We start from the raw sequence: 25,590 nt of genomic DNA on the forward strand, positions 1-25,590 counted from the left end.
CCCTCGATGCCTCAGGACTTTTCCCCGGCTGCGGCGTAAGCAGAAATATCTCGCTCCAGAATCCGGCCTGCCCCCTTGTCGCCGACGATCACTCCATCACGTGCCACAACCTCGCCGCGGGCGATCGTCATCACCGGCCACCCGGTGACCTCGAAGCCCTCCCACGGAGTGTAGTCGGAGCCATGATGCAGATTCTCCTGTCGGATGGTCTCGCGACGGTGCGGGTCCCACAACGTGATATCGGCGTCGAAGCCGACGCCGATCGATCCTTTTCGCGGGTACAGACCGTACATCTTGGCGTGATTGGTAGAGGTTAACTCGACAAACCTGTTCAGCGAAATTCTGCCCGCCGAAACACCTTCCGAAAACAGGATCGGCAGCCGCGTTTCGACCCCGGGAATGCCATTCGGGACCCAGCGAAACGACGTCTTGCCTCTGGGCGTGAGCTTGCCTTCGCTGCTTTGGTATCGGAACGGGCAGTGATCGGAGGAGAAGGTCTGGAACACGCCCTGCTGCAGGCCTTCCCAGATCGCCGCCTGGCTGGCCGCATCGCGAGGCGGCGGTGAACAGACATATTTTGCGCCTTCCATGTTCAGGCCCTCCAGATCGTTCGCAGTCAGCGTCAGATATTGCGGGCAGGTCTCGGCATAAACTTTCAGGCCGCGCTGCTGCGCCCAGCGAATCTGCTCCATGGCCTCGCGACCCGAAACGTGAACAATCATGATAGGCACGTCGATCAGTTCGGCGTGACTGATCGCGCGGTGTGCCGCTTCACGCTCAACCAGCTCCGGGCGGGAGGCCGTGTGAAAAAACGGAGAGGTCTGTCCCGCGCGCTCAAGTCGGTCGGTCATGTACTTGATTGCATCATAGCCTTCCGCATGCACCATCACGAGTGCGCGCTCACGGCGCGCTACCTCGAACACTTCGAGCAGCTGCCGATCGTTCAGCACCAGATCGTCGTAGGTCATAAACACCTTGAACGATGTGTAGCCGGCCTTCAGCAGCGCCGGCAACTCCTGTCCGAGAACCTCAGGCGTAGGATCGGAGATGATCAAGTGAACAGAGACATCGATGTGGCATTCGCCCTCTGCCTGACGCACGTAATCCTCGACGCATCGGCGCAAACTCATGCCGCGCTGTTGCAGGGCGAACGGCATGATGCAGGTGTTGCCGCCGGCGGCGGCAGCGGCCGTCGCCGAAGCGAAATCATCCGCCATCACGACATCGGGGCCGGAGGGCTGGGCGATATGCACGTGGCTGTCGATGCCGCCCGGAAGCACCAGCAGCCGGGAGGCGTCGATCTCGCGGGTCGCTCCCTCGATCTCAGCGGCGACCGCGACGATGCGTCCCGCCCGGATGCCGACATCCGCGCGAAATGTGTCGGAAGCCGTGACAACGGTGCCGCCACGAATGGCAAGATCCAGCTTAGACATTGCGTCTCTCCTGTCGATCCGGGCAAAGCTCAGGCCGCGGTCCATCCACCGTCCACCATCAGATTGATGCCGGTCACAAAACTCGCATCATCGCTGGCAAGAAACAACGCCGCCCGTGCCACATCATCGGGCAGCCCAAGCCGCGGCCATGGTGTGCGCCGATGAGCGCGATCCAGCACATCAGGATCGATCGCACGACCGGTGGCGCCAGTCTGGATTTTGCCTGGCGCTACGGCGTTGCAGACGATGCCCTGGGCGGCGTAATCGGCCGCGATCTGTCGGGTCAGGTAAGCAACCGCCGCCTTCGTTGTGCCATAAGCAATGTCGTCCGGCGCGGCAATGAATCCGTGTTGCGAGGACAAATTCACGATCCGCCCCCGGACCTCGCCGCGCGGCTCCTGAGTGATCATCTGCCCGACGGCCGCGCGGCAACATAGATAGGTCCCCGTCAGATTGACCTTGAGAACGCGGTCCCAATCGCCCTCGTCCATCTCCAGCAGCGGTCTTGCATGACGAATGCAAGCATTGTTGACGATGCCGTCGAGGCGGCCGTAACGGGAGACCGTCTCGGCGACCGTCCCGTCAACCTGTTCTCGCTGCGAGACATCGGTCGGAAGATAGACTGCCTTGCCGCCCTCCGCCGCGATCACATCGACGGTCGGCATGCCTCCTTCGATAACCTGTTGGGTCACATCTGCAACCACCATGCGCGCGCCTTGGGACGCAAATAGCCGGGCGATGGCGCGGCCGATACCGGACGCGGCGCCGGTCACGATCCACACCTGATCGGCGAGCCTGAGGCCGGTCATGACGGCGCCCTCCATGCCTTGGGAACTGGGTCGAATGCTGGACCAAGCCACTGCAGATAATCCGCCAGCGCTTCCGTGAGATTGTAGCGAGGCAGGAAGGCCGTGTCGCCTCGCAGGCGTTCGATAGCCATGGCAGAGCGATCATAGGGCGCGTAATAATCGATGTTGGCCGACTCGCCCTGCTGGGCGAAACGCCATTCGAAGCCGGAGCAGACTTGTTGCAGCCGGGCGCAGAAATCCGCGATCGACCACATGAACCCGGCCGCCAGATTGTAGACCCGATGGCGACGGGTGCGGGCATGCAGCAACTCGAGCACAGCGTCCGCTGCATCCCGCGCATAGAGCCAGTCGCGTAGATGCGAGCGCGGCAGGATCGCCGGTATGCCTGATCGGGCGGCTTGCACGATCTGGTACGGTGCGCTCGGCGTATCCCGCGCGCCGGTTGCATATTCCCATCGGCCGAAACAGGTGCCGAGACGGCCAATCGAGAGGTCGAGCCGATGCAGATCGGCGAGCCGCAGCGCGACCGCCTCGCTGGCCTGTTTGGTGATGCTGTAGAGCTGTTCGGGACGCAGCGGCGTATCTTCCGTAAGCAAGCCAACATCTCGCCCGCTGGTGCCGTAGACCGAGCCCGAACTAAGATGCACCACGCGCCGGATGCCGCAAGCCGCCGCAGCCTCGACAGTGGCGGCCGCACCACCGACGTTGACGCGCACGACCCCGACGGGATTGGCGATCTCACGGCTCGTACCAGCGGTGACCGCGGCAAGATTGAGGACACAGCTCGCATCACTCTGACGCAGCGCGACTTTCAGGCCTTCAGCATCGCAGATGTCCCCCAGGATCTGCTCGAACCTGCCGGGAAGGCCGGCGAACGTCCTCTGCGCATGTTCAGAAATCGGGAACAGATCGAAGCCGATGACGCGCTCACCACGCATCAGCAGCGCTTCGGTCACCGCCAAACCAACAAAGCCCGCCGCCCCCGTGACAAAAGCAGCCATCGGATCAGGCCGCCTTGCGAAACAGCGTGCCCCAGCCGGTGACACGGGACGGGTCGACCCCGGCGATGATCAAGCTTTTCCAGATCACGGTTGCGATGGTGTCGTAGATGGGAATGCCGACTTCCTGCTCCAGACCATCGACAAGCGGCGCCGCATTCAGATTGGTGCAGATCACGGTGATGGCCTGCGGTGCTTCCCTCGCGACCATCCGCGTCATGTCGATGATCTGCTGCCGTGTGACTTCTGAGAACGAAAAATTGTCTTGAAGTCCGAGATGGCGCTCGCCCCGACAGGCGATCCCCAATGCGCCGTAGTTCGACAGAATGCGGTTCTGCACGTCGTCACGATAGGGCGTCACGAAGCCGAGTTGCTTGACCTTGGTGGAGGCAAGCAACTCGTTCAACGCCAGCATGGATGTTGTTGCGGCAATTCCGGTCACTGAGGTGATCCGCTCGCACAGCCTGACGTCGGCTTCGAAACCCAGCCAGCCCGAAGACGTGCCGTTCCAGCCTATGACATCCACCTTTGCATGCGCGAGCAGTTCGGCCGCGCGCAGGATTTCACTGTCGTCAAATTGCGCCAGCGCGCTCGCGGACAACGCGATCTCGGTGACCTTGAAGCGGGAAAAATGCACGCTGACCTCCGGCAGGCCCGCGACCATCGCCTGGGAGATCGGCTCAAGAATGGTGTTGGACGAAGGCGTCAACATGCCGAGGAGAACACGTTTGGTCATGATTATTCCATTGAGACGGGGCCAGCCTCGACCCGTTCGGGCCTTAGCAAGCTCAGGATGTGGCGCTTGATGTCGTTGAACCGCGGGCTGGTGATGTCGCGGGGACGAGGCAGATCGATCGGGATCAACTCGCGGATGCGCCCGGGCCGGGCCGTCATGACCGCAACATGGGTGCCGAGCGTGAGAGCTTCGTCGATGCTGTGGGTGACAAAGACGATGGTGCCGGCGTGCTTTTGCCAGATGCCGACCAGTTCATTTTGCATGTCCATGCGGTTCTGCTCGTCGAGCGCGCCGAACGGCTCATCCATCAAGATGACCTGGGGGTTCATGAGCAATGCGCGGGCAATCCCGACGCGCTGATTCATCCCGCCTGACAGCTCGGATGGATAATGGTTTTCGAAGCCGGTCAGACCCACCATGTCGATATAGCGCTGCGCTGCCTCGCGACGCATCAGCTTCTGGCTCCCGCGCAGCAGGAGGTGGAAGGCAACGTTTTCCCACACTGGCAACCATGGCATCAGGTTGGCGTGCTGGAAGACCATGCCACGATCGGCGCCGGGCGCGGTAATTGCCCGGCCATCGACTGTCACCTGACCTGAGGTAGGCTTCTCGAAACCCGCGATCATATTCTGGAGCGTGGACTTTCCGCAGCCGGAGGGGCCGAGCAGGCAGAGAAACTCGTTCTTCTCGACCGACAGGGTGATGTCGTCGAGCGCAACGACATCGGCCTTGCGCTTCAGGTCACGAAAAGTCTTGCTGACGTTCGATATCTGGATCGTCGCCATCTCAGCCCTCCCCGCCCTGAATCGTGGTGTTGCGCTGCCAGTGCAGGACGCGCGCCATCAGAGCCCGAATTGCCAAGTCGCTGAGATAGCCGAGCAGTCCGATGCTGGCCATGGCGGCGAGCACGAGGTCGTAGCGCAGGAAATAATAGGAATCCCAGAGCACATAGCCGAGGCCGCTCTTCACCGCGACCAGCTCGGCCGTCACGGTCAGCATCCACGCCGAGCCGATACCGATGCGCAGGCCTGCAAATATGCTGGGCAACGCCGCGGGCAGGACGATGTACCGCAGCAATTGCCTCTGATCGCCACCAACCATGGCGCCGGCCCTGATCAGGTTACGGTCGCAACTCTTCACACCATGAATGGTGTCGAGCAGGATCGGGAAAAACGAGCCGAGAAATACCAGGAAGATCGCCGGCTTGTTGGCAATGCCAAACCAGATGATGGCGAGAGGAATCCACGACACCGGTGGTATCGGACGCAAAACCTGTAAGGTCGGCTCGATGATGGTCTCGATCCGCCTGGACCAGCCGATCGTCACGCCCAGCGACACCGCGAGCACGGTGGCTATGCCGAAGCCAGCCATCACCCGGGTGACGCTGGCCGCGGTATCGAAAATCCAGCTACCGCTGTAGGTTTGCGTATTGCCGTCGGTTGCGAACACCCAGTCGGCCCATGACCGCAGCACGGTCGTCGGCGCCGGGAGCAGCGCGGCCGGCAGCGTGCCAGACCGCGAAAAAATCTCCCAGCCCACCAGGATCAGCACTGGAACGATCCATCGTTCCAGCCCCTTGAGACGCAGCGACTTCATAGCGCTGCTCAATAGCCGAGGTCAGACTTTGGCTTTCCAGTCGCAGCCTCGAGAAACCGATAATCCAGATTCTTTTCCACCGCGGCCGAGACATCCGAGTTGATGTATTTCAGATCACGCATCATCACTGCGATCGCAAGGGCCGATGCGCGATACATCTTGGGGTCGGGATAAAGGTTGCCGATCGCATCGGCGGCCACCGCCTTGTCGAGGCCCGTCACCTTGTTGATCACGTCGATCCAGGCCGGCTTGTCACCCGCGATATAGTCGTCGATCTTGACGATCGCCCTCACGGTTTCTTCAAGCGCCTTCGGCTCGGCGGCAATCACGTCCGAGCGGGTCAGCATCAAATTTGTAAGCTTGCCTGCCGCCTGATCATAGGGATGAGTGAACAGCTTGGCAGCGTTCAGCTGCACGATCTGCGTGCCGAACGGCTCGACAGTGCAGATCAGCTCGATTTCTCCTCGCCGCAACGCCTGCAGGTGATCGGATGGATTTGGAATATTGATGAACTGAACGTCCTTGTTGACGTCGATACCCTGCTTGGCAAACGCCCCGCGCATGTGGATATCCTGGGCATTGCCGCGGGAGGCGGCGACGCGGAACGGCTTGCCGTCCGCCTTGTATTGGGCAATCACTTTCTTAAGCGAACCCCAGTCTTCCGGCGTGACGGGCAGGTCGTTGGTCACCAGCATGGCCGATCCGCCATTCACCTGGCCGGATATCGCAACTACGTCGAAACCCTTATCCAGAGCGACCGCGTAATGAAGATACGTAACCTGCCCGACATCGATGCTCTTCGACACCAGCGCCGTGAGCACGTCGTTTCCGGTATTAAAGCCGATCGCCTCGATTTTGACGCCCTTGGCATATTGCGGCAGCAGTGCAAGCGGCGTGCAGTGCGCGCATTTTGCGTAACCGAGCTTAATGGTCGGCTCGGCCTGAGCCGCGGCGGGTACGCCATTCATGCTCAGCACGGCGAGCGAGGCGATGCCCACAATGAGGCAGATCGACTTCTTCATGAGAACACTCCGAACAGGGGGCACCGACGCATCACCTTCACTGCAACTGCCGTGCCAAATTGAATGCGATATGCAAAGCACATTTCTTATAGTATAAGCAACTAGATAGAAGGGCTACCGTTGCCACTTTTATGAGCTGCGCGGGGAAAAACGGATGAATATGAGGCACACCGCTTCGAGATCGACATGACCGAAGCAGCAACGCGCAACCGCGCCCGTCCGCGCTTCAAATCTGCTCGGCTGAAGCTGTCAGTAATGCCGCCGAAGCCCGCCCTGCAACGTTACTCCCTGCACGACCAATTGGTGGCGAAGCTCCGTGAGATGATCTTGAACAGCGAGCTCCGCCCGGGCTCCGCACTGCCCGAAAAAATGTTGTGCGAGAGCTTTGGCGTGTCCCGTACGCCGCTTCGCGAAGCTTTCAAGGTTCTGGCGTCCGAAGGACTGATCGAGCTGCGACCGCACCGCACGCCTCAGGTCACGCTGATTGATCCCGACGAAATCTCGGCGGTGTTCGAAGTTATGGTCGCGCTAGAGCGACTGGTCGGACTTCGTGCCGCGAGTCTCGCGACATCAAAAGAGATCACGGCAATCGACGCGATGCACGCACAACTCGTAGCGCACCATCGCGACGGCTCACGCGCCGCCTATTTTAGCATGAACCAGCAAATCCATGCGGAAATCGCGCGGCTGGCCGGCAATCCGGTGCTGCAAACGACCTGGGCGGCTCTGACAGCCAAAATCCTGCGGGCCAGATCGCTTGCCAACTTCGACGCCAAGCGTTGGGACGAGTCGATCAACGAGCACGAACATTTCATGGCGCTATTACGGGCGGGCGAAGCTGAAGGCTTCGCGGACGCGCTCAGCGAGCACATGCGCCGGACCGGCTCCGCCGTGTGTACCATGCTGACTGCGCCCCGCGACGCACCATGAAGACAACGCACCGGGCACTGCTCGATTAGGAACAATGCCGTATGGGAGGCCAAGCTTTGATTTCCGAATTGAATCACTTCGACCTTTTCCTCACCGGAGCCACTATTCTCACGGGAAACCCGGGCCAGCCCGAGATTCGTGACGGTTCGATCGGTGTCCGTGACGGTAAGATTACGTGGCTGGGACATGGAACACCGCAGAGCGGCCATACCACCAAACGGGTGCTGAAATTGGCCGGTTGCGTGGTGACGCCGGGCTTCGTCAACACCCACACCCACTCGATCCTGACAATGGTTCGCGGCGTAGCTGTCGATGCCGGTTTCGCCCCGTCCTACACGCCCGGTATTCCGAAAGGCCCCGAACTCAATCCGGATCAGGCGCGAGCGTTTGCACGCCTTGGCGCATTGGAAGCCCTGCTATTCGGGTCCACCGTTCTGGGCGACCATTTCGCTCACGCCGACGTCGCCACGGAGTCCATGGCGGAGTTGGGAATGCGGCTCTGCCCGAGCTGGCGCATCCACGATGTCGATTTTGCAGAGGTCGCGCACGGAAGTTGGACCCACCGCCCCGCCATCGGCGCAAAGATGCTGGGAGCCGCGATGGACCTTTACGATCGCTGGAAGGGCCATCCGCGGGTCACGGTGAATTTGGCGGCACATGCCGTGGACACGTGCTCTGACGGTTTTCTTCGCGAGATCGCCGAATTGGCCAGCCGCCACTCCTTGGTCGTCAGCACGCATTTGGGACAGAGCATCGTCGAGCTGGATCGCGTTCGTGAGCGTACCGGCAAGACTTCGACGGAGGTACTCGAAGACGTCGGGCTACTGAATTCCCGCTTGATAGGTGGGCATTGCATCTATCTGACTGACTCCGACATTGCCCGGATGGCGCGGAGCGGTGCTCACGTCGTACATATCCCGAAATGCAACGCTTCTTCCGGCCGGTTTGCTCCGACCCCGAAGTTAAAGCGAGCCGGAATCAATATAGCGCTGGCTACCGATACACAGCACGGCGACATGGTGGAGCTCATGCGCTGGGCGCTTGTGACCGCGCGCGTGCAAACCGGGAGCGTGGACGATGAATGGCAACCGCATCACGTCTTCCACATGGCGACGCTCGGCGGAGCCAAGGCACTCGGCATGGCCGACTCGATCGGCAGCATTGAAGTCGGAAAGCGCGCCGACCTCGTCGTATTTGATTTCCAGCGGCCCCATTTGACCCCTCAGGTCAACCCGCTTGGCAACCTGGTGCACACGGGCCACGGACGAGATGTCGCGATGGTGCTGGTCGATGGCGAAATCTTGGTCGAGGACGGGCGGCCCACGCGCGTCGACATGGATGTCATCTGCCGCGAGGCCGAGAAAGCCGCGCGCGAGGTTTGGAGCGATGTAGGCCGTCAGTACTGGGCGGCGTGATGACGTGTCGCTTGTTTAATGCGCTGCCATGAAGGCCGAATGAGAACATGACAGTTACCGGCTGGCCCATCGCCACGATGTTGCGCGGCCGCTTCGTCGTGCGGGGCGGCAAACTTGTCGGGAGCAAAGGTGATGGGCGCTGTGTCAGCCGCTGAAAGTCTTGTAGACTGCGGACAACGGGTGATGATAGGCGCTTGGTTTGCTGTTTCCGTTGTCACGAAGGAGCAAGACGTTCTCGCTATGACGCACTAAGCCGAGACCGGAATCCGTTGTTGGGCACTTAGCTGAAGTCGGTGTTTTGTCAAACGTCGGCTTTGCCTCCAACAGCAGAGATTCGCCGGTCGGATGTTATGGAACATCCGTCGCATACTGATAGGTTTCCACTCTTTGTTAGCCACTCGATGGTCGCCCGATCACCTCACGTTGCCATCTGATTTGTCCGGCGTCTGTCCAAGTCGCCCGCCTCCCCCGCCCAACTGTCAAAGCTTGCCTACATAGCCGGCCTGCCTCCACCTAGCCTCGAAGCCTTCCGCAACGCATTGCGGGTCCTGAGCGGGCCTAGCGTTAGCCGTGCTCTGGGCGAAATATTACTTGAAGTCCACGTGCGTTCGGAGATTGGTCGGGCGATATAATTCTGTGTGTACCGAAAACTCAAACCCGGACGTAATGGTGATGAAGCCCGCCGAGGATGGAATGCGATTTGATGCTTCCGGGCACTGCACCGGGCGAGAGTCCGATAATCGGCTGCTACGGGTTTGATCACGGCCCTATGTACAGCCCGGCTCCCTGCAGCTTTCCCTAGACGCCATGACAAACGACACAAGTTGACGTTAGTCCACATTATACGTATAGTACAGACTTGATCAATTGCCCTATTCGGAAAGCCCGTCATGGTTCAAACGAGCGCCTTGGAATTCCAACGCAAATTCGGCGAGTTTCAGCACCAAGCTCAGCGAGAGCCCGTCGAGATTACGCGCCACGGCCGACGGGAGTTCGTGCTGATGTCGGCCGAACACTATGACTGGCTAACGGCGGCCGCCAAGCGCACCTACCGAACGGTCGATGCGACCCAGGTGGTGATCGACGCTGTTGAACGGGCCGAGATGGACCCTGAACATGCCGCGCTCAACGAATTGCTCAAGTGAGCCGGCCAAGTGGCCTTTCCTGAGCCTAAGCCGGGCTTCGTTGTCCGCTATGATTATCTTTGGACCCATGAAGCGGCAGTGGGACGTGATCAGGGAAAGGACCGTCCGGCCTGTCTCGTCGCCGCGAGCGACAGTCAGACAAGGCCACGTTTTGTGGTCCTGTTGCCGATCACCCATACACCGCCCGATGGCGATACGATCGGGATTGACATACCGGCAAAGGTCAAACGGGCAATCGGTCTCGACGATGCGCGGAGCTGGGTCATCGTATCCGAGCACAACATCGACGAATGGCCGAACGCCGGTCTTTCACCGGTACCGGGAAAGCCGGGCGTGTTCGGTTATGGCTTTATTCCGCCCGGCCTGTTCGCGCAGATCAAGGCCAGGTTCCTCGAACTGGCTCGACAGAACAAGAGCGGCGCGGTGCGCCGTTGATTGCGTAGGGATGTAAGGGAAGGCTCCGATGACCCGCGTTGCCCTCTATGCCCGCTATTCCTCCGACAATCAGCGCGATGCGTCGATCGAAGACCAATTGCGCATCTGTAGAGAAAAGGCGGAGCGCGAGAATTGGACAGTCGTCAGCACCTACAAGGATGCGGGAATTTCCGGCGCCAGCATGATTTTGCGGCCGGGCATCCAGACGCTCTTGCAGGATGCTCAGCGCCAACAATTCGACGTCGTGTTGGCGGAAGCGCTAGATCGCATTAGTCGCGATCAGGCGGATGTCGCAACGCTATTCAAGCATCTCCGCTTTGCAGGTGTGCCGGTCATCACGCTCGCCGAGGGCGAAATCAGCGAGTTGCACGTTGGGCTCAAGGGCACCATGAACGCCCTATTCCTGAAGGACCTTGCAGCGAAAACGCATCGCGGCCTGCGTGGTCGCGTCGAGGACGGCAAGTCTGGCGGCGGCCTCTGCTACGGCTATCGCGTCGTCAAAAAGCTAGATGAGCGTGGCGATCTAATCCGCGGCGATCGTGAGATCGATGAAGCGCAGGCAATTGTTGCGCGTCGCATTTTTAGGGATTTTGCGTCTGGCATCAGCCCGCGCGCGATCGCCAGAGCGCTAAATGCTGAGGGTATCGTCGGCCCCGATGGGAATTTATGGAATGACTCGACGATCCGCGGACACGTAAAGCGGGGCACCGGCCTCATCAACAATGAGCTGTATGTCGGCCGCCTCGTCTGGAACCGCCAGCGGTACGTCAAAGACCCGAGCACTGGACGGCGCGTGTCGCGCATGAACGCGGAATCAGAGTGGATTGTCGCCGAGGTTCCGGAACTCAGGATTATCGACGATGAACTCTGGCAGGCGGCAAAAACGCGACAGAGCGAAATCGCCGACAAGTATGTCAATGTCACGGAAGCGATACGAGAGGCGCAATCAAATCGGCTGAACGGCTTGCGCCGGCCGAAGGCGCTGTTTTCCGGGTTGATCCATTGCGGCGTTTGCAGTGGTCCCTGCTCGCTGCGCGGTCAGGACCGTTATGCCTGTTCGGCCCGTGTGACCAATGGTTCCTGCGCGAACACCCGCACGATCACACGGAGTGACCTTGAGCAGCGTGTGCTTGCCGGGCTCAAGGATCGGATGATGGCGCCAGAGATGGCCGCCGAGGCAATGCGCTCGTACGCCGAGGAAACGAACCGGCTCAACCGCGAACGCCGCGCCAGCGGCGAAGGCCACCGCTCAGAGTTGGCGAAGATCCACCGCACCTTGAAGCAAATGCTGAGTGCGATTGAAGAAGGCGGACACACCCGCGGCATGACCGAACGCATGCGCGAATTGGAGGCCCGCGAGGACGTGCTCAAGGGACTTCTAGCCGAGGAACCAGCGGATATTCCGGACATCCATCCGAACGTATCCGGCATCTATCGGAAGAAGGTCGAGCGGCTGACGGAAGCGCTCAATACCCCGGAGGATCGCAATGAGGCGGCGGAGGCGATCCGGGCGCTGGTTGAGAAGATTACGCTGCGCCCTGGTCCGAACCGCGGCGAAATCGACGCCACCTTACATGGCGAATTGGGCACGATCCTCGGATGGATCGCAGCACAAGCCGTTGGAAAGACTCGGAAACGCGAAACTCCCGCAGCTTTCGCTACGGGAGTGTCGGTATCGGTGGTTGCGGGGACCCGCAACCATCTCAAATTGCTATTCGAAGAAGCGGCTTGAGCAGCCACTTAATAATGGTGGCAGACGGTATTCAGGTTGGAAGTCTCCAATTTTCTCCAATGTTTTCAAAGGCGGTTCTGACATTTGCGGCTTTCTGGGGGCCATTGAGATCGCTACAGAATTTCTTTCAGTCAGAATGGCGATTGCCAACCCTGCGTTCGTCCTCTCCACCTCAATTACCGACCGGCCATTTGCCGGCGCTCCACGAGCCGACCCGGGGGCGTATCCATGCGCCGCGCGGTTCGAAGGGCCGTCCGCAATCCGCACGCGCCCACAAGGCCATGCTCAAGCTGCTAGAACTGTGGTTAGTAGGACGCTCTCTCAGTTGGAGGCGGGCTTACCTTGCAGCGAGTGAGCTACAGAGACGACGGCTTGCGCCTCTCAATCGCTCACGTCGGAAGTTTGAGCGTACTCTTGGAATAGTCGTCCGAAGTCGTGCGCAGTCGGATTGATACCCAATAATTGGACAGCATCCCAAAATCCCGCGGGAGAGCTGGACACCACGGGCACGCCCAGGACCATCTCTAATACATTGATAATCCCAAGGGTCTTCAGCCCGCCACAGGAAATCAGAACACCCTGCGCGGAGGAATCCAACGCAAAGACGTCCTGCGCTAAATCAATTAACTTCTCTGGCGACACTGTTCCCACATCGATCACATCGGTTATGGCAAGGCCCTTGATGGCGGTGAGCTCAAAGCCCTCCTCTTGCAAAAAAGAAGCGAGCCGAACATTTACGTCGTCAACATAGGCCGTCGCGACCGCCACGCGCCGAACGCCGGTCGCTTTCAGTGCCCTGACGACCGCGTGGCTCATCGTTGTCGATGGTAAGCCTGTCGCATCCCGGATGGCAGACGCAAGCTGCTGCTTAAACGCCGCCCCACGATAGAAGCTAAGCGACGTGCCCATCAGGGAGATCGCCTGCGCGCCAGCCTCGGCCAGCTCCTTGGCTTTATCCGTCACCGAATCGATGATCGCATCATAACCGGCCAGCGTGATCGCCTCGAGCGCCAGCCCCCTGGCAATAAACTGTACACGACCAGGGTACAAAATCGAACCGTCGTCCGGCACGCTTCCGTGAGCAGGCGGAACGATCAGACCGACTCTCGGCAGAGGTTCGGCGTTAACGCTCATAATATCTCCATTGCGGGTTAGGTTGTACGAGCAGTCAGGCGTCCAGACCAGATTGTTGCCCAGCGCCGACCAGCTAAGGGACGCTTCCGACAACTGAAGTCTAAAGCGGGCAAGGATCAAAACATTCCGTTTCCGCTCGCAGTTGTCTCGGGGATAGGCTGCGTAACGTCCCAATGTTCGACGATCTTGCCGTTTTCCAATTTGAAGATGTCGATGAGGGCATTACCTCGCGTGCCCGGTTCGCGGACGGCGTGCGAATGAAGAATCACATAATCGCCGTCAACAAAGGCTCGCTTGATCTCACTGTGCGACTGCGGAAATTTATCTTTGAGAAAGGCGACAAACCTGCGGAAGCCATCCACCCCGTCGGCCGCGACAGGATTGTGCTGGGTATAGTGCGAACCGATGTAGGAAATCGCGGCATCCGCATCCTTCTGATTCAATCCCTTTTCGTAGAATTCAAGCACAACTTGCTTGTTCTTCGCTTCCGTCGCCGTTTCCTGGGCTCGGACTGGCGTGTAGATCGCAATAGAAGCAAAAGCCAAAACGGCAGTTATACGTCGTGATGTGAACAAGTATGTCTCCTCTGTGCCGCTGGTTGACGAACTGAGAAACACGGCGGCCTGTGCCTGTCATAAGCCAAATCCGAACATGTTGGACGGTCAGGTGCACGCATGTTTCCAGCCCTTTGGTACTACCTCATTTAACGGACTAGCCTGGGACAGACGGTTTGCGACGGCCTCCAGCCGTCAGGTCGGCGCAATTCGAATTTCGATCAATGCGTGGGTGCGTCGATTCTTGATATGGCCGATCGCCTCTTTAAGCGCTCCCGGCAGCTCCGGTCCTTTTTCGACCCGAATTGTAAATGCACGGCTTGCTTGCGCGACCTTCGTAAAGTCCGGCGTCGGATCCAGTGAGATCAGGGGCATAGCATTGGTCCGCGATGCATAGCCGTCCGGATATACATCGAGCACGGAACGTCGCACGGCACCCCATTCCGAATTATTCAAGACAAGAATCAGTAGCGGAAGATTGAGGGCTTCCGCAATCTGGTGGCACGCCACGGGATTGCTGAACATGTAAGACCCATCGCCCATGGTAGCGACAATGAGCCTGTCCGGATCGGCAAGCTGCATTCCAAGCGCACATGGAAACGACCATCCCAGACCGCCCGAATGCGGCTCTTGATACCAAGACCCATGTTCATGCAGGGTGAGCGGATCGAGCGGGCAGCCAAGTTCGGAGAGGATCGTCGCGTTTTGTCCATCAACAGCATCTGATAGGCACTGACTGACCCACTCCTTGGTCATCAGCTCTCCGCCACCCGCCTCAGCCCGTGCATGTACCGCAATGCGTGCGGCGCTTGAGGCGTCGGCCGCACGCGCACGCCGCGTATCGCACGATTTCGTTCTGCGTGCGCGCTGAGCCTCCATCGCAGCTGCAAGGCTACAGACGACATCGGCGGTTTCGCCGACAAGAGACAAATCGGCGCGAAAATTACGCACCGGGAAGCGTGAATAAAGTGGATCAGGACCTATCTGGATCACCTTGCAGTGTTCGGGTATTTCGTGAGCCGCCGGCGACCACGGCGCCAATGAATCGATGACCACAATGACGTCGGCATCTTTCAACCATTCTTTAGGATCGCTCCCCACGGACATCGGATGATCTGAAGCGATAGCGAGCTGGACTGCCCAATATTGTACGACCGGGATGCCCCACGCTAACGCCATATCCGCCAGCGCAGCAAAACCCTCCGGCGAACCGGCCCCCCGTTGCGCGATGATGACCGGGCGTTCAGCCCCGGCGAGCATGCTTGCAGCCTCTGCAAGCTTGCTCGACGGTGGCGCCGCGATCACTGGCTTGATGCGGCTCGGTGCACCAAGATTCCCCGAGGGGCAGAGTTCGCACAGGGCTTCACGCGGCAAACTGAGATAAACTGGCCCCTTTGGTGTCGAGCACGCAATCGCATATGCGCGGTCGACGAGATCGAGGGCCTGCTCCGGGAATTTGAGTTCATAATCCCATTTGGTCGCTTCGCGGACGAGCGCCGTCTGGTCGCGCATCTCCTGCCCCCACCCGATCGGCACGGTACGCGAACCTAACCGGCCGCGTTCGGTGACGGGCGTGCGTCCCGAGAACAGGATGACTGGGACGTGTTCGGTGGCGGCATTGATTGCGCCCATTGCGCAATTGGCAAGACCGACGTTGGTATGGGCCATGACTGCCTGCGCCTTACCGGTCGCAAGGAAATATCCGTGGGCCATTCCCATCGCAGCACTCTCGTGCGGAATCACGATTGCCTTCGGTAGCGCGATGTCCTTGGCCGCTGCTTCCGCGAGGCCCTCGATGATGGGGGGAAAATCGGTACCGGAATTAGCGAAGATATAGTCCACGCCGACCGCCTTCAGGCGGCCAAGTATCGCTCCGCCGGCCGTAATCATGTCCTTGTTGTCGTCAGCAGGCATATCGTTCTCAATTTCAGAGGGTCTGGCCATCGCACTATCCGAGCATGCGCTGCGGCAACCAGGTTGCCAGTAGCGGGAACACAATCAGAATAACGAGGCGAATGAGATCGGTGACGACGAAGGGCAACACACCGACGAAGATCGTCGACATGTTGATGTCCTTGATCACGCTCTTGATCACGAACACGTTCATGCCGACCGGCGGATGGATTAGACCGAGTTCGACCGTCATCACGATGATGACGCCGAACCAGATCGGATCGAAGCCGAGCGCCGTGACTACCGGAAACACGATTGGCACAGTCAGGATCACCATCGCCAAAGCGTCCATCAGGCATCCCAGCGCGAGATACATCAGCAGAATCAGCGCCAGCACGCCGTAGGGGCCGACGCCAAGCCCGGTCAGGAATTGAGTCACGTGCTGAGGCGTCTGGGTGATGGTGAGAAAATAACCGAAGCACAGCGCACCGATTAGCACCGTGAGCACCGCAGCAGCGGTTCGCGTCGCCTGCAAGAGCGACTGCAGAATGCCCTCCCCCCCGAGCTTGCCGCGCAGCACGCCGATCAGGAATGCACCGACGGCGCCGACCGCGCCTGCCTCGGTCGGGATGAACAGGCCGCCATAAAGGCCGCCGATCACGAACACGAACAGCAGCAGCGGCGACCAGACGTCGTTGATGGCATTGACGCGCTCCGCCCACGAACTCTTGGCGCCGGTCGGCAAGAAGCCCGGCTTGACCCGGCCGATGATGGCGATGGTGATCATATGCATTGCAATCGCCAGCAGGCCGGGAATGATACCGGCGATGAACAGTTTGCCGATGTCCTGCTGGGTGATGATGCCGTAGACCGCGAGCACCGTCGATGGCGGCAGCATCGCGCCCAAGGTGCCGCCGACCGCGATCACGCCAGCCGCAAAGGACTGCGGATAGTTGAAACGCCGCATCTCCGGGTAGGCGACCGTGGAGAAAGTCGCGGCAGTAGCGACCGAGGAGCCCGAGATCGCGGCAAAGCCGCCGCAGGCGGCAATCGTTGCGATACCGAGCCCCCCGCGCCAGTGTCCGACGAATGTATTTGCAGCACGGAATAGCTCCCGGCTGATGCCGGAGACCGAGACGAATGCCCCCATCAGCAGGAACATCGGGATGACGCCGAAAGTGTAGTCGGTGACCGTGCGCATGGTGGTCTGGCCGACCAGCTTGAGCGCCGGCGCAAAACCAGTGAGATAGCCGAACCCGGTGACGCCGACGAGGCCCATGGCCATCCCGACCGGAACCCGCAGCAACATCAGGACAAAGAGGGCGACGAAGCCGAGAACGGCAACGGTTTCAGGGGTCACTGCCATCACTCCGCTGTCTTGATTTTGGCATCGTGGATGTCTTCCGGATGGAAGATGAGGCGATAGGTCCGGATCGCGATCAGCAGCACCGCTGAGACATCGCCAATCCACGCCACCGCAAAGAACGGCCAGTTCGGAAGTTGCAGGTCATAGGTCAGAACGTTGTCCTGATAGGTCGTGCGGACCTTGTCGAACAGCGTGATGGTCTGCACCGTCACGACAAACAGCAGGACTAGGGTCGCAAACACATCGATCCAGCGCTGGTATTTCGGCGTGACGTTCGCCCACACCAGGTCGACCGTGATGTGCGAGCCGCGATAGCTGGTCGCCGCGATGCCCCAGAAGATGAGGATACCAAGCAGTAGCCGGCCGAAGTCGTAATAGTCGGGGATCGTCACCGCGAAGAACTTGCGCGTCAAGATGGCGACGAACGTGTTCAACGCGACAATCCCGACGAAAGCGGCCGCGATCAGCTCGATCGAATCGATGAACCGATCCATGACGCTTTTCCTGGCACCGCCGTCCGCGAATGGGAGAAGCGGACCATCATTGGATACCTCAGGCTTTGCAATCATGGTTCACCACAGCGGAAGGAGAGGATTGCGACAGTCCATCAGAGCCGGCGCGATCAGTGTTCTTGAGATGCTTCAGAGACCGGCGCCGTGCTTCTTGATAGCGGCCTGCAGATCCGCATCGATCTTGGCCGGATCACCGCCGGCCCTCTTCACTGCCTCAGCCCAGCTCGCATGCAGAGGTTTGATCGCCGTCTTCCATTGCGAGAGCTGATCGTCGGTCAGCTTGTAGACCTCATGATCAGGCAACGCCTTCATCTTGACGCGGCCAGCCGCCTCGAAGTCGGTCCATGGATCGGAGACTTTCGCCGCCCATTCCGGCGTGCAATGGTCGTCGAGCACCTTCTTTTGTGCCGTCGACATCGAATTGTAGGTGTTCAGATTGACGTTGTAGGTGAACACCGTCGTGTAGAGCGGTACGTCCATGTGATATTTCACGACCTTGTCGATGCCGAACAGGAAGATCGATCCCCACGGGAACGCGATCTCGTCGGCTACGCCGCGCTCCAGCGCATCGCGCGATTCCGGCGCCGAAGCCTGGACGTTGTTGCCGCCGAGCAATTTCACCATCTCGGCGATGGTGCTCTGCGCCGGCCGCACTTTTACGCCGTTCAAATCGGAGGGGAGCAGGATCTTCTTCTTGCCGTGCAAAGCCCCTGGATCATGGATAAAGGCGAAACAGAATTTGGTGTCCTTCATCTCAGCCGGGGCGTATTTGCGATACCACTCGTCGACCGCCAGCGTGCCCATCTTGCCATCGCCGAACACGAAGGGAATTTGCCCAGCCGCGACCACCGGGAAGCGGCCAGGCTGGTAACCGGGGTTCACATAGGTCACGTCGGCGATGCCGTCGCGCGCCATGTCGTAGTGGTCGAACGCCTTGCCCAGCTGTTCGGAGGGAAACACCGTGGCCTTGATCGTGCCTCCCGACGCCTTTTCGATATCGGCAGCCCAGGCCTGCGTCGCCGGCACCAATGGATGCGCCGGCGGCACCCACAGCGAAATCTTCAGATTGATAATCTTGTCCTGCGCGAAGGCAGGCGCCGCACTCCCTGCGAATAGCGTCGCGCAAAGCGCTAGTGTGCAAACGCCAGACCGTCCAAATTTCTCCGCAAGAGCCGACCGCGTAGCTGCTGACTGCAATCTCGACATGGTTCCTCCCGTATGTTGTGCGACGACGTTCGTTTTCAGTGTCGTTCATTGCCGCGGCGTCATCTCAATTCCGTTCAACGCTTGCTCGTGAAAGCTGCCGCGGCTTTTCCGAGATGCTTCAATCATCTTCATCAGAGAGCACATCTACAATCCGTCGCAAGGTTGCAACGAATTCTGCCCGATTTTCCTGACCGACGATGCGATTGAGTTGTTGGTCATGCGCGTGGGCATGAACACGAAGTTTCTGCAGTAATTTTTTACCGGCAGGCGTCAGGTTGATGATGTAGCTTCGTTCGTCTGTAGAACTGCGCTCGCGTACGACGAACCCGCGTTGGGAAAGATCCTTTAATGCCGGCGTGAGAGTGGATTTGTCGCGGCCGCACGCGCGGCTGAGGTCGGTCGCAGTAAGGCCTGGGTGCTCTGCAATGATGCTCAGGATCGCATAGCGGCCTGGTTTGAGGTCCGCATTGCCGACCCGCCGCTTGAACGCCTGGAACGATGTCTCCTGTGCAACCCGCAGGTGATAGGCAATAACATTCCAGAGCTCCGTCGAAACAAACGCCTCGCCATCATCCGACGATGGACTCTGCGGCTTCACAAGCTTGATCGTATTCTTCGCCATTCCAGCGACCTCACCAAGTGGACTGCTCAGAACGGATAGTGTTGTGGACCGGTTTCGATGGTGATCCAGCGCAAGTCTGTGAATTCTTCGATCCCGGCCTTGCCGCCGAAGCGCCCATAGCCGCTTCCCTTCACACCCCCGAAGGGCATCTGCGCTTCGTCATGCACTGTCGGACCATTAATGTGACAGATGCCGGAGTCGATTTGCTTCGCGACCGTAAGGGCTCGCGCGATATCGCGTCCAAACACCGCGGCCGAAAGACCATATTGGGTGTCGTTGGCAACCTTGATCGCCTCTTCGACCCCGTTGACACGCACAATGCTGACCACCGGCCCGAACGACTCCTCGGAGTAAATCCGATGCTTTGGCGTGACCTCGTCGAGCACGGTTGCAGACATCACGGTGCCATTGAGATCGCCACCTGCCACGAGCTTCGCCCCTTTTTTGACTGCATCTGTGATAAGATCGGAAATCGACTCCGCAGCTTGCCGGCTCACAATGGATCCCAGCACGACGTTGCCGGAGCGTGGGTCGCCCGCCGGAAGCGAAGTGGCCTTGGCAGCGAACTTCTTCACGAACTCATCGGCGACCGCGTTATCGACGATGATGCGTTCGGTGGACATGCAGATTTGCCCCTGATTCATGAATGCGCCAAATGCGGCGGCCTTCACTGCGGCGTCGATATCGGCGTCGTCCAGCACGATCAGAGGTGCCTTACCGCCGAGTTCGAGCAGCACGGGTTTCAAATGACGGGCCGCCGTTTCCGCGATGATGCGGCCGACCCGGGTCGAGCCGGTGAAGTTGATGCGCCGGACTGCGGGGTGTGCGATCAGCGCCTCAACGATCTTGGGGGCGTCTGCGGGAGCGTTGGTGATGACATTGACGACGCCCTCCGCAAGGCCGGCGTCACGAAGAACTTCGCCGATCAACCGGTGAGTACCCGGGCAGATCTCTGAGGCTTTCAGAACCACCGTATTGCCGCAAGCAAGAGGAAGCGCAACGGCACGAACTCCAAGAATGACAGGTGCATTCCAGGGAGCGATACCGACCACCACACCCGCCGGTTGGCGGATTGCCATGGCAATACAACCGGGCTTGTCAGAGGGGATAACTTCCCCGCCGACCTGCGTCGTCATCGCAGCAGCTTCGCGCAACATGCCTGCCGCCAGCTTGACATTGAAACCGGCCCAGCCGGCTGTGGCTCCCGTTTCCATCGTCATAAGCCGAGTGAACTCGCCGGCTCGCTGTTCCAGGAGATCGGCGGCTCGCGAAAGATGCGCTCTGCGGGCGTTCGGCCCCAGGGCCGACCAGACCGGAAACGCTTCGAACGCCGCGTCACAGGCAGCTTCGGCATCAGCAACGGTTGCCGCGGCTGCGCTGATCGCAACCTCGCCGGTCATCGGGTCGATCCGATCGAAAGTCGCACCGTCGCTGGCAGGACGGTCCTGGTTCTTGGTAAGAAGCTGGATGTTCATCGTTTCGTTCCTGAAGTTGGTGTTTCGTCGGGATCGCGCTGCGCACGAGCCTCTAGCGAGATGTGTTCAGAAGCACAAATGGAGGCGAGCGCGCCGGCTGGGCACGCCGCGGCTCACCAAGATTCGCAGAAGCGATAGGAGTTGATTGAAAACTTCGGGTCCGGATCGGAGCGCACTCCGCTCCGGGTATACCGCCCTTGAAGTCGAAGGCGCATCAGGCGTGCACCAACAAGATGCCGTTCGCGCGGTTCGATCGTATGCCAATGACTGGCCATCGTCACATCCTCCCTTATTTCTCGCAGCGACCTCTCGTTTGGTAACGGGTCGCCTTTCGAGGCCTCGGCCGAGTAAGGCCCTAGTACGATATAGTTTGTCATAAAACTATTTTATGTCAAACCTATATTTGCAATAGGGTCCGTGAGGCCGAGAACCAACCCTGTGGGGAAGGCCATCGCCGAAGAGACTTAGGGGAGAGACAATGCAATCAAGGAGCGAGTTCTTCCAACGCGACCGCGCGATTCATCCCCCGGCCTATGCGCCGGCCTACAAGACCAGCATCACGCGCTCGCCGCGCCATGCTCCTCTGTCACTGCGGAACTCGCTATCCGAAGTAACGGGGCCGGCGTTTGGACACAATGAAATCGGGCCACTCGACAGCAATCTCATTGGCAACTATGCCAAGTCCGGCGATCCGATTGGCGAATGCATTATCGTGCACGGTCGTGTGCTCGACGAGACCAACCGGCCAGTGCCGAATGCGCTCGTCGAAATCTGGCAGGCGAATGCAGGCGGTCGCTACCGACACAAGAAGGACACCTATCTGCACCGGTTGATGCGAATTTCGGGGGCTGTGGCCGCACCATTGCTGATGCCGAAGGGTGCTACCATTTTCATACGGTCAAACCGGGCCCCTATCCCTGGCGCAATTTCATCAATTCCTGGCGCTCAATTTTCTGCGCAACCACGCTCCAGGTTTTTGCGATGAAGGTTGTTGCGTCATGAACGATGAGACTCTTGATAACTTGCCTGCACCGAGCCAACACTTGCGAATTGACCTTGGTCAGATCCAGCACGCGATAGCTGCTGCAGACCATGGTAGTTTTCGACGGGCCGCCGATGCTCTGTCAATCAAACAGTCGACGCTTAGTCGCTCCATTCGACTTCTCGAGCACAGATTCGGTGTGGTCATATTCGAGCGATCTAGCAGAGGAGTACGGCTATCGCAGGCAGGTCGTAGCTTTCTGCGAAGCGCCCGCTCAATAGTTCATCAGTTGGAGACTCTTCTCAGCTCGACGAAAGAGAGCGGCCGCGGCGAGGCCGGCGGACTTGTCGTTGGGTTCTGCACGTCGCTAACCGCGGGTAATCTGCGCGCGGCGTTACTGGAGTTTAGGCGCCGCTTTCCCTCGGTCGAGCTTAGAGCGATCGAACGATCTCGATCGTGGCTTTCAGCCGCCGTCCGAAACGGAATAGTCGACGTGCACTTCACAACAGGAGAAATGCTGCCTTTCGATTGCAGGACAGCCCCTCTCTGGAGCGAGCGCATTCTTATCGTTTTACCGAATGAACATCCCCTATCAACACGAGATGTCGTCTATTGGACGGACCTCCGCGATCAGACCCTTCTACTTAGCTACTTAGCCAATATGATCCGGGAATCGAGTTCGAAACTCTTCTCAATGCGAAGCTGCACGCTGCGAAAAACAGACTCCGGATCGAACGGCACGACGTTAGCCGGGGCGTCATCAAAAGCTTCATCAGCATGGGACTGGGCATCAGCCTTGTGCTGGAGTCCGATACAGGCGCAAACTTTTCTGGCCTTGTTTATCGAGAACTACGGGATGGAACAGGTCCGAGCCGCGTCGGGTTTTCGGCGGTCTGGCGCGAGGACAACGAGAACCCCGCGCTCGCGAACTTCCTGAAACTTCTGTCAGAGCGCTATCCCTTTTTTCCAGAGGGGTGAGGCTGCCTTCGTGACCTTGCAAAGACTCGATCCGTACTAATGAAGCGCGTCAGCATGGGCACTATGAGCCTGACTGGATCGCCAATTGGCTGTCCGCTTTGGTTACCTAGGGCTTCGCCATATGCAACGAGATCGCGATGCAGTTGCGCAGGCAGTTCGAGGCTCACCTTCACAGGCTTATCATCCGGGAGCGCTTCGATCTTGAGTTTCGCCATCCTCTTCACCCTCTATACGGTTCCAAGACGATGTCGCGGTTGACCATCACCCTCACGGGATACCCCGCACGAATCGTAAGCGTCGGCTGGACGTTGAGATTGCGTCGAACGACTTGCTGTCCGGTCTGGTTCAGAGAATTGGCGGTTCCCAAACGCAAAGCCTGAAGGACGGCTGTGTTGGATCCGGTGTCTGCGCCCGATCCGAGCTCCGAGCCGACGCCGAGCAGCGTCGATAGCGCCGCGGCTCCGAGCAGTTCCTTCCTATGATTGTCGACCTCATCCTCAAGACCGGAATATCCGCCCGCGTCCGCTCCCTGTTGACGTTCCAACCCGATGGAGCGACCGTTCGGCATGATTAGACGCGTCCATACCAGCAACACCCGCGATTGGCCGAATGCCACTTGGCTATCATAAACGCCTATCAATCGTGCTCCCTGCGGAATTAAGCGGATACGGCCAGAAGGCGTATCATACACCGTCTCGGTGACCTGCGCGGTGAACCGTGAAGCGTTTCAGGAACGGGATTGCCTGCGCCTCCTCGCCGGTCTCGGCGGCGCGTCGCTTTTCGTCATTCGGCACGAAGCGATCCGCGTAGACGATGGTGGTGCCGCGCTCTCCTTTACGAACGTGGCCGCCGAGCGAGAGCGCCTGACGAAAGGTGAGCCAACTTTGACCGGCAAATCCGCGTTCGATCACGGCTCCCCAGAGGATGAGGATGTTAACGCCACTGTATTGCCGGTTAGTCGACGCGTTCTTCGGCATCGCCAGCGGCGCTTTTGCCGCGGCCGTACCCCAGGGCTGGACCCAGGGCACCCGGCCAGCCTCAAGTTCGGCGATGATTTTGTCGGTGATTTCGTCATAGAGGGTCGCCCGGTCCTGGCCGGCGCGCGCGCGAGCGGTAGGGTTTGACATCGCGGGTCTCCGCGACGGGCGCCGCGAGCCTCTCTCGCAGCTTGTAACCCGTCACGGCAAAACCCGGCCGGCACTCTTACTCTGAGCTTCTTCCGATGTGCCTAGGGCCGTAGGTCTCGATCAGGCGTGCGCCAGGGGCGCATCGCCTTCGAGAAATGGCACCCGCAGGAGCGTGAGCATAGCGACGCCGAAGGCGGCACGCGGGACCGAGTGCAGCGACGAGACCGGTTAAGAGGGCACCCGGGACAGGGGCAGTGATAGCGACGCCGGCATGTTCAATGACGGCGGAACCCTGTCCCGAGTGCCCCCGGCGAGGAGCTCCGTTGTACTAGCGCGAGGGATCGAAGCCGGATGGCCGAGACGCCGACGCGGCTCGGTTCACGAGAGCCCGGTGCGGCACTTGCCGCACGCGCACGGCTACGCTGTGAAAGGCTCAAGCGAACACGATGCTGGCGGGTCCTGCGATTTCCGAGGCTCCACCTCTCCAAGGATGACGCCAAGGCGCTGCGAAATCGTCGCGCGGCAGCCCAAGGATACCCCGCGCCAGCCGGCCGGGCATTTTTCACAATGTTCTCAGAACAAAGGGGAAAAGGGTTGAGTTGTCCTGTTTGCGAATCCCAGCCTTGTGCTAGCAGCCGGAACAAACGAGGGGACACAGAGATTCGTCCTATGAGGAGCTATCTCAATGCTGATGACGACTGAACGAAGGCCGGCGATACGGACGCTACGCGGATGGGCGATCCACGTGCTGCAGGAAGTGGGCGCCATCCGCGAGTGCGAGGAACACGGTTGGATGCAGGATCGCGCCGATTCGCATGCGCGGGAGCGGGCCTTCGATATCGCCCGTCGAGACCCGCCAGCAGGCGTCTCCACGGATGAAGCCGTGGCCGAGGTTCGCGACGTGCTGGACTCGATCGGCGATACCTGCCCGGAATGCCCTGACTAAGTAAATAGTGGACTATTTAAACGCACGAGACCTCTGTCGCATCGCCCCATTTTCGAGATACCCGACCCCGTTTTGGGCCGAGTTGCTGATGAATTCAGCGACAAAGGCGCGCCCGATATCGTCCTGCTCAATCGTGCCGAAACGTCCCGGAATCAGACGCCCCAACCAAGCTGCATAGCGCGGCGTGTGAGCATTGCCTGCGATAATTCCCGGACGAAAAATCGCGAGGCGTTGGAAGCCTATCCCTTGAACCGCCTCTTCTTTCAACCCCATGACCCGCACATAGCGAATCCTGCTTTTCGAGGTGCTTCCAACCGCCGAGAGCAGAGAAAACCGTGTGATACCCCCTGCCTGACAACCGCGGGCAAAGCCACCGACCACGCCAATTTCGAGGGCCTTTAGTTCCTCCTCGCTCCACTTCATGCTGCCTTTACCGACGCCAACGCAGGATGCCCCATAGACAGGATCGCCTCGCGCAACCATGCTTGTTAATAAGCGTCCAAGAGTCACCCCTCCACCGCTCGATACATCAATAGCTTAGCTC

The 25,590-nt window shown here is 59.6% G+C and carries 24 protein-coding genes and 3 pseudogenes; 8 read left to right on the forward strand and 19 right to left on the reverse strand.

Annotated elements, in window-relative coordinates:
* Positions 1-11: 11 nt before the first annotated feature.
* From hydA to B5525_RS34260, 7 genes are read right to left on the reverse strand one after another with little or no spacing between them, the layout of a single operon-like run.
* Positions 12-1,433, reverse strand: a complete 1,422-nt coding sequence (gene hydA / locus B5525_RS34230; RefSeq protein ID WP_079574170.1) for a dihydropyrimidinase — start codon at positions 1,431-1,433, stop codon at positions 12-14.
* A 29-nt stretch (positions 1,434-1,462) separates the two neighbouring features.
* Positions 1,463-2,206 (reverse strand): SDR family NAD(P)-dependent oxidoreductase, encoded by a 744-nt coding sequence (locus B5525_RS34235; protein WP_244567681.1) that lies wholly within the window; start codon positions 2,204-2,206, stop codon positions 1,463-1,465.
* Positions 2,207-2,238: 32 nt separating this feature from the next.
* Positions 2,239-3,243, reverse strand: a complete 1,005-nt coding sequence (locus B5525_RS34240) for an NAD-dependent epimerase/dehydratase family protein (RefSeq protein WP_079570247.1) — start codon at positions 3,241-3,243, stop codon at positions 2,239-2,241.
* Between the two features lie 4 nt (positions 3,244-3,247).
* Positions 3,248-3,976 carry a maleate cis-trans isomerase family protein gene (locus tag B5525_RS34245; RefSeq protein ID WP_079570248.1) on the reverse strand — a complete coding sequence of 243 codons (729 nt, stop codon included), beginning with the start codon at positions 3,974-3,976 and terminating at the stop codon, positions 3,248-3,250.
* A gap of 2 nt (positions 3,977-3,978) precedes the next feature.
* Positions 3,979-4,761, reverse strand: a complete 783-nt coding sequence (locus B5525_RS34250; protein WP_079570250.1) for an ABC transporter ATP-binding protein — start codon at positions 4,759-4,761, stop codon at positions 3,979-3,981.
* A 1-nt stretch (position 4,762) separates the two neighbouring features.
* Positions 4,763-5,572: an ABC transporter permease gene (locus B5525_RS34255; protein WP_079570252.1), complete on the reverse strand. Its 810-nt coding sequence runs from the start codon at positions 5,570-5,572 to the stop codon at positions 4,763-4,765.
* An 8-nt stretch (positions 5,573-5,580) separates the two neighbouring features.
* Positions 5,581-6,540, reverse strand: coding sequence for an ABC transporter substrate-binding protein (locus tag B5525_RS34260; protein WP_425305335.1), 960 nt, complete (start codon positions 6,538-6,540; stop codon positions 5,581-5,583).
* Positions 6,541-6,780: 240 nt separating this feature from the next.
* Between B5525_RS34260 and B5525_RS34265 the strand changes: the two genes are divergently transcribed.
* From B5525_RS34265 to B5525_RS34285, 5 genes are all read left to right on the forward strand, one after another.
* The gene (locus tag B5525_RS34265; RefSeq protein WP_079570255.1) at positions 6,781-7,524 is read left to right on the forward strand and encodes a GntR family transcriptional regulator; all 744 of its coding nucleotides are present in this window, start codon (positions 6,781-6,783) and stop codon (positions 7,522-7,524) included.
* A gap of 56 nt (positions 7,525-7,580) precedes the next feature.
* Positions 7,581-8,939, forward strand: a complete 1,359-nt coding sequence (locus B5525_RS34270; RefSeq protein WP_197687867.1) for an amidohydrolase family protein — start codon at positions 7,581-7,583, stop codon at positions 8,937-8,939.
* A gap of 890 nt (positions 8,940-9,829) precedes the next feature.
* Positions 9,830-10,084: a type II toxin-antitoxin system prevent-host-death family antitoxin gene (locus B5525_RS34275; protein ID WP_079570258.1), complete on the forward strand. Its 255-nt coding sequence runs from the start codon at positions 9,830-9,832 to the stop codon at positions 10,082-10,084.
* Between the two features lie 78 nt (positions 10,085-10,162).
* Positions 10,163-10,519, forward strand: coding sequence for a hypothetical protein (locus tag B5525_RS34280; RefSeq protein ID WP_244567682.1), 357 nt, complete (start codon positions 10,163-10,165; stop codon positions 10,517-10,519).
* A 28-nt stretch (positions 10,520-10,547) separates the two neighbouring features.
* On the forward strand, positions 10,548-12,251 hold the full coding sequence (locus B5525_RS34285) for a recombinase family protein (protein WP_079570261.1): 1,704 nt from the start codon (positions 10,548-10,550) through the stop codon (positions 12,249-12,251).
* 381 nt (positions 12,252-12,632) lie between these two features.
* Here the strand turns inward: B5525_RS34285 and B5525_RS34290 are convergent, their stop codons facing one another.
* The 8 genes from B5525_RS34290 to B5525_RS34325 form a co-directional block, all read right to left on the reverse strand.
* Positions 12,633-13,385, reverse strand: a complete 753-nt coding sequence (locus B5525_RS34290; protein WP_079574174.1) for an aspartate/glutamate racemase family protein — start codon at positions 13,383-13,385, stop codon at positions 12,633-12,635.
* 116 nt (positions 13,386-13,501) lie between these two features.
* Complete coding sequence (locus B5525_RS34295; RefSeq protein WP_244568108.1) at positions 13,502-13,915, reverse strand: nuclear transport factor 2 family protein; 414 nt, start codon at positions 13,913-13,915, stop codon at positions 13,502-13,504.
* A 219-nt stretch (positions 13,916-14,134) separates the two neighbouring features.
* Entirely contained in the window at positions 14,135-15,883 is a 1,749-nt protein-coding gene (locus B5525_RS34300) for a thiamine pyrophosphate-requiring protein (protein WP_244567683.1), read from the reverse strand.
* A gap of 4 nt (positions 15,884-15,887) precedes the next feature.
* A complete protein-coding gene (locus tag B5525_RS34305) occupies positions 15,888-17,141 on the reverse strand; it encodes a TRAP transporter large permease (protein WP_425305336.1) in 1,254 nt (417 codons plus the stop codon).
* Positions 17,142-17,197: 56 nt separating this feature from the next.
* A complete protein-coding gene (locus tag B5525_RS34310) occupies positions 17,198-17,692 on the reverse strand; it encodes a TRAP transporter small permease (protein ID WP_244567684.1) in 495 nt (164 codons plus the stop codon).
* Positions 17,693-17,839: 147 nt separating this feature from the next.
* Complete coding sequence (locus B5525_RS34315; protein ID WP_079570268.1) at positions 17,840-18,916, reverse strand: TRAP transporter substrate-binding protein; 1,077 nt, start codon at positions 18,914-18,916, stop codon at positions 17,840-17,842.
* Positions 18,917-19,034: 118 nt separating this feature from the next.
* Positions 19,035-19,538: a MarR family winged helix-turn-helix transcriptional regulator gene (locus B5525_RS34320; protein WP_079570269.1), complete on the reverse strand. Its 504-nt coding sequence runs from the start codon at positions 19,536-19,538 to the stop codon at positions 19,035-19,037.
* 26 nt (positions 19,539-19,564) lie between these two features.
* Positions 19,565-21,013, reverse strand: a complete 1,449-nt coding sequence (locus B5525_RS34325; RefSeq protein WP_079570270.1) for an aldehyde dehydrogenase — start codon at positions 21,011-21,013, stop codon at positions 19,565-19,567.
* A gap of 478 nt (positions 21,014-21,491) precedes the next feature.
* On the opposite strand from B5525_RS34325, the pseudogene B5525_RS34330 reads away from it, so the two are divergent.
* Together B5525_RS34330 and B5525_RS34335 are read left to right on the forward strand one after the other, a co-directional pair.
* A pseudogene (locus B5525_RS34330) lies at positions 21,492-21,958 on the forward strand (protocatechuate 3,4-dioxygenase subunit beta); the annotation flags it as partial.
* A gap of 53 nt (positions 21,959-22,011) precedes the next feature.
* Positions 22,012-22,932, forward strand: coding sequence for a LysR family transcriptional regulator (locus B5525_RS34335; RefSeq protein ID WP_338075240.1), 921 nt, complete (start codon positions 22,012-22,014; stop codon positions 22,930-22,932).
* Between the two features lie 16 nt (positions 22,933-22,948).
* Here the strand turns inward: B5525_RS34335 and B5525_RS34340 are convergent, their stop codons facing one another.
* From B5525_RS34340 to B5525_RS34350, 3 genes and pseudogenes are all read right to left on the reverse strand, one after another.
* The gene (locus B5525_RS34340) at positions 22,949-23,188 is read right to left on the reverse strand and encodes a DUF2274 domain-containing protein (protein WP_079574177.1); all 240 of its coding nucleotides are present in this window, start codon (positions 23,186-23,188) and stop codon (positions 22,949-22,951) included.
* A gap of 5 nt (positions 23,189-23,193) precedes the next feature.
* Positions 23,194-23,691 (reverse strand): annotated as a pseudogene (locus B5525_RS34345) (TrbI/VirB10 family protein); the annotation flags it as partial.
* A pseudogene (locus B5525_RS34350) lies at positions 23,660-24,100 on the reverse strand (ArdC-like ssDNA-binding domain-containing protein); the annotation flags it as partial. The pseudogenes B5525_RS34350 and B5525_RS34345, both read right to left, overlap by 32 nt.
* A 685-nt stretch (positions 24,101-24,785) precedes the next feature.
* Here B5525_RS34350 and B5525_RS34355 point away from each other — a divergent pair.
* Complete coding sequence (locus tag B5525_RS34355; protein WP_079570271.1) at positions 24,786-25,046, forward strand: hypothetical protein; 261 nt, start codon at positions 24,786-24,788, stop codon at positions 25,044-25,046.
* Between the two features lie 12 nt (positions 25,047-25,058).
* On the opposite strand, the gene B5525_RS34360 is transcribed toward B5525_RS34355, so the two are convergent.
* On the reverse strand, positions 25,059-25,469 hold the full coding sequence (locus B5525_RS34360) for a hypothetical protein (RefSeq protein WP_197687868.1): 411 nt from the start codon (positions 25,467-25,469) through the stop codon (positions 25,059-25,061).
* Positions 25,470-25,590 lie beyond the last annotated feature (121 nt).

The organism is Bradyrhizobium erythrophlei (assembly GCF_900129505.1).
Lineage (GTDB): Bacteria > Pseudomonadota > Alphaproteobacteria > Rhizobiales > Xanthobacteraceae > Bradyrhizobium > Bradyrhizobium erythrophlei_D.